Below are 3941 nucleotides of genomic sequence, written 5' to 3'. Positions count from 1 at the left end.
AAATTTCTCTCAGTCTCTTCTTTTAGTGAACCTGACAATTATCTCTCTTTGGTGCAAACCATTGAAACACAAGCATCTATAAACCCAGAATATAAAAAAGTATTTTATGAATCTTTTGGACTCAATGTAGAGAATTTCGCTATTGAAAATGTGAATAAGATTCAGAATATTAATACACAACATGAGAATAATGAGTCGCTATTAGAAATAGTGAAACATCCCGATAAATATCCAGGAGTTAGCACAAAACTTGTGGGTTTTTTATTAAGACTTGAGAAACATGCGGAAATCGATGTTAATAATAACCCTACACTCGAATATTTGAAAATCCAAGACCCCTCAGATATTGAAGTAAAAATAGAGTTACTATTTAAGAAAAGTCGTACAGCTAAAGAATTTATTAATCTGTATATACGACCTCAAATTTCACATGGCTCATTAACTCAAAAACAAAAGCAATTTAGAGATGAATTAGTAAGAGAGCTTACACCAGAATTATTCCGCGAAATTAAAAATGAAATTCTAAGCCGAGTGTTTGCAGGAACACCTGAAATGATGAACTCAGAGCTGAATAAAATCGAAAAAGCTTTGGCAGAAATTCAACAAAATCATAAGCAGTTTGACAAACACATGGGTAAGCTTGCCTACATTCTTGATATGAATGATATCCATGTATATAACCCAGTGTTTCAAAGTAAAGCGTCTAAAATGCGCATTAAATATAAAGAAATATCAGAGGAATGTGATCTCATTATTGACCAATTACGTTATGATCGTCAGAGACTTAACGATTATTTAGATAATATTCCTTTGCCTCCTGAGCGTGATGGTGTTTTAGGACAAAAAGAAGTAATCGAACGTGTAAAAGAACTTCATAGAAATCTACAGAAACAAATAAACAAAATTGATAGGCAACTGGAATTTTATGAAGATGTAAATGCGAAAATAATGAATACTATCTTACCGTCAATTGCTGTAGGTACTAAAAACCCGCAAAAATATGCATACGAACCGGAATCAGTTGTAACTTATTTAATTGAACGGGACAAAGAAAAAGAAGAGGCACTTAAGTCTCGGTCCTCTTTTGAAAATCTGGAAAATGACATCCAGATAGAATATGATTTAGGGAAACCATCAAAAGAAAAAGAACAACTCGCTAAATTTGTATTGGAAGACGAACCTAGACCTAATCAAGTTCGTTGTTTCGATGTAACTTATAAGACACCGTCTAATGATATTAATGTAAAAGGACGCTTTATCTATGATAAAGTAAACCCCGGTGCGTTTGGTGCAACTGCTAAAGGAAATAAAGTATACGGACCTGATCCTGGAAAATACATCATTCGTAAATTCCCAATGCCAGAAGAGGGGGTAACGGCGGAGGAGCTTCGCGCCGCTAGAGTGAATTTTGCCATGACGGTAGCTACTCAGGTTCTTACGGGTATGGATGCTCCTCCTAGTAAAGATAATCCCATTAGATTGCGTAATGGTACTGTAGAAGAGTTACAATATATTTGGACAGCTTTTGCAATTTTAGGAGAAACAATTCCGAAAATGAAGTTTGGTACCGATGCACTTTTCGTGACCTCAAACAAATTTGATGCTAAAACGCAAAAAGGATTATGGGGTTACACTAGCGAGTCTCTTTACAAAAAATCATTTGCCGAAAGTAGTGCCGCAGTAAAAGTTTTTGTAGAGGATTTAAAAACACATACTAATGAACGTTATGATAATACAGGTGTTAGAAAAAGAGAAACTAAAGCAAAAGATGCAACGCAATTCTTTAAAGACGAACTTATTGCGACCAAAAAGGCAACCGAAGAGCGACAAAAAAACCAAGGAGTGTCAGCGGAACCTCCTTCTGCTACTTATAAACCTACAGAGTTTAAAAAATAAGGGAGATGATGTAATTGAATTGTAAGCAACTGGCCATAGGTGTATTTGACTCAGGAATGGGAGGGTTGACTGTATTACGTGCGTTGAAAGAATGTTTGCCGCATGAATCATTCATCTATTTGGGAGATACAGCACGTCTTCCTTATGGTACTAAAAGTCCTGATACGGTAAAACAGTATGCCATGCAGATGGCAAAATTGCTGGTGGAACGTCACATTAAGGCATTGGTGATTGCCTGTAATACAGCTACTACCGCAGCATTGCCGTATTTACAATCGATGTTACCCGATATACCAGTACTTGGCGTGGTTATACCAGGAGCAAATGCAGCGGTCGCTGCAACACAAAATCAACGTGTGGTCGTTTTAGCTACGGAAACGACTATTGCTTCTAAAGCATATCAGAAACTCATTGTGCAGCAATTGCCTCAAGCGGTAATCAATACGCGTGCTTGCAGTGTTTTAGTTGCTTTGGCAGAAGAGGGAATGACCAATAATCAAGTAGCGCGTGAAGCGTTAATTCATTATTTATCTGGTTTTAAAAATGAAGATACGGTTTTACTAGGATGCACGCATTTCCCAGTATTTAAGACTTTATTAGCCGATTTATTACCAAAAGGGGTGGTTATAGTTGATTCAGCTCATGCCACTGCACACTCATTGTATTCATTATTAAAGAAGAGAAACCTATTACATGAGAAGGCTATGGGTTTGGGTACAGTAAATTATTTAGTGACGGACTCAATAAAACGCTTTCAAGCTGTAGGGGAGATTTTTTTAGGTGAGTCGCTAGTAGGCAATGATATTGAACTAATTGATGTTTGCTAATTTTTCTTCATTCAGTAGGAAGTTACATTTACTGAATGATGGTTCGTGTAAAGCGTGTGATTCATAGACACTGGCAACAAAACACAATTAATAAAAAAACTTAAGCGGAAAAAGAAATTTAAGCGTTATAGTCGTCCTATTCCTGATGATCGTATCCAAATGAATACCTGCAAAATAGCACCAGGAATTTATTAATATACTGCTGTTGATGATTGTTCACGTTGGCTTGTGCTAGAGATTTATGAACGACGTACAGCAACTAATACATTACATTTTTTAGACTTGGTTCTTGAGCAATTCCCTTTTCCAATACAGCGTATTCAAACGGATAGAGGATTAGAGTTTTTTGCCGAGAAAGTTCAGCTAAAAATGATGGAATTAAGTATTAAATTTAGGCCCAATAAGCCAGCTTCCCCCATTTAAACGGAAAAGTAGAACAAGCTCAAAAAACGGATCTTGAAGCGTTTTATGCTATTACAAATTTATCTGACTTTGAAACACTAAGAGAAGAACTAGCACAATGGCAGTTTTTCTATAATTGGCAGCGTCCTCATGGCTCCTTAAAAGGAAAACCTCCCTAGTGCCTTAAAATATCCAAGGTATTATTAAGAATTCGCTACTTCACTTCAGTACACGATCGCTAAAATACCGTCCCTTACTGTTTCATAAGAATAAGTTTCAACTACGATAGGCAACATTACCGCATTAAAAATTGCCAAAGATAAACCATTAAAAAATTCTGCTGCAAAGAAAATAGAAATTGTAGTACCTATGGCAGTTAAAAACATCCAATTCGCTGCAAGAAAAATTGAAATCAGTATGAAAGGAAATCTATTATTACACTTATCAATGATCACTCCTACCGGAGCTTGTAAGAAAAGAAAAATAATTAGTACCGCTATTGGACTTATCAATCACACAGAGGGTTTGCCTTGTAGCGCAAACCCTCAAAGTGTAAATTTTTATTGAAATCAACAAGATAATAAAATAAGATGAAAAGGTTGTATGTTTTAGTCTTATTTAAAAAGCGCTGATAGAAGGAAGTCTCAGTTCCCCCTACCAGCTAAGCCATAATGTTTTACTTGAAGGAGTAAAAATCATGACCTACGTCATTATTATTCATTTTTGGAATAATTTTCAATGTTTATCTAGCCGAAAGGCCCTAGATTCGCCACCTTCAGGTTAATTTCAGACCAATTTGACTAATGCGCTGCTGTA

3 protein-coding genes and 1 pseudogene are annotated in these 3941 nt (G+C 36.0%); 3 read left to right on the top strand and 1 reads right to left on the bottom strand.

The genetic code is table 11. The features are described from left to right. From WA877_RS02215 to WA877_RS02205, 3 genes and pseudogenes are all read left to right on the top strand, one after another. The coding region (locus WA877_RS02215) for a hypothetical protein (RefSeq protein ID WP_425169310.1) at nucleotides 1-1896 on the top strand (1896 nt) is incomplete at its 5' end. A gap of 14 nt (nucleotides 1897-1910) precedes the next feature. Beyond that, entirely contained in the window at nucleotides 1911-2723 is an 813-nt protein-coding gene (gene murI, locus WA877_RS02210; protein WP_425169309.1) for a glutamate racemase, read from the top strand. A 102-nt stretch (nucleotides 2724-2825) separates the two neighbouring features. Beyond that, nucleotides 2826-3301: pseudogene (locus WA877_RS02205) on the top strand (integrase core domain-containing protein); the annotation flags it as partial. Nucleotides 3302-3349: 48 nt separating this feature from the next. Here WA877_RS02205 and WA877_RS02200 read toward each other — a convergent pair. Beyond that, nucleotides 3350-3637, bottom strand: a complete 288-nt coding sequence (locus tag WA877_RS02200; protein ID WP_425169308.1) for a hypothetical protein — start codon at nucleotides 3635-3637, stop codon at nucleotides 3350-3352. Nucleotides 3638-3941 lie beyond the last annotated feature (304 nt).

Origin of the sequence: Legionella sp. (genome assembly GCF_049790535.1) — a bacterium.
In the GTDB taxonomy this organism is placed as follows: Bacteria; Pseudomonadota; Gammaproteobacteria; order Legionellales; family Legionellaceae; genus Legionella.
Note: the sequence above shows the minus strand (reverse complement) of the source record. Positions and strands in the feature narration are given on the sequence as shown.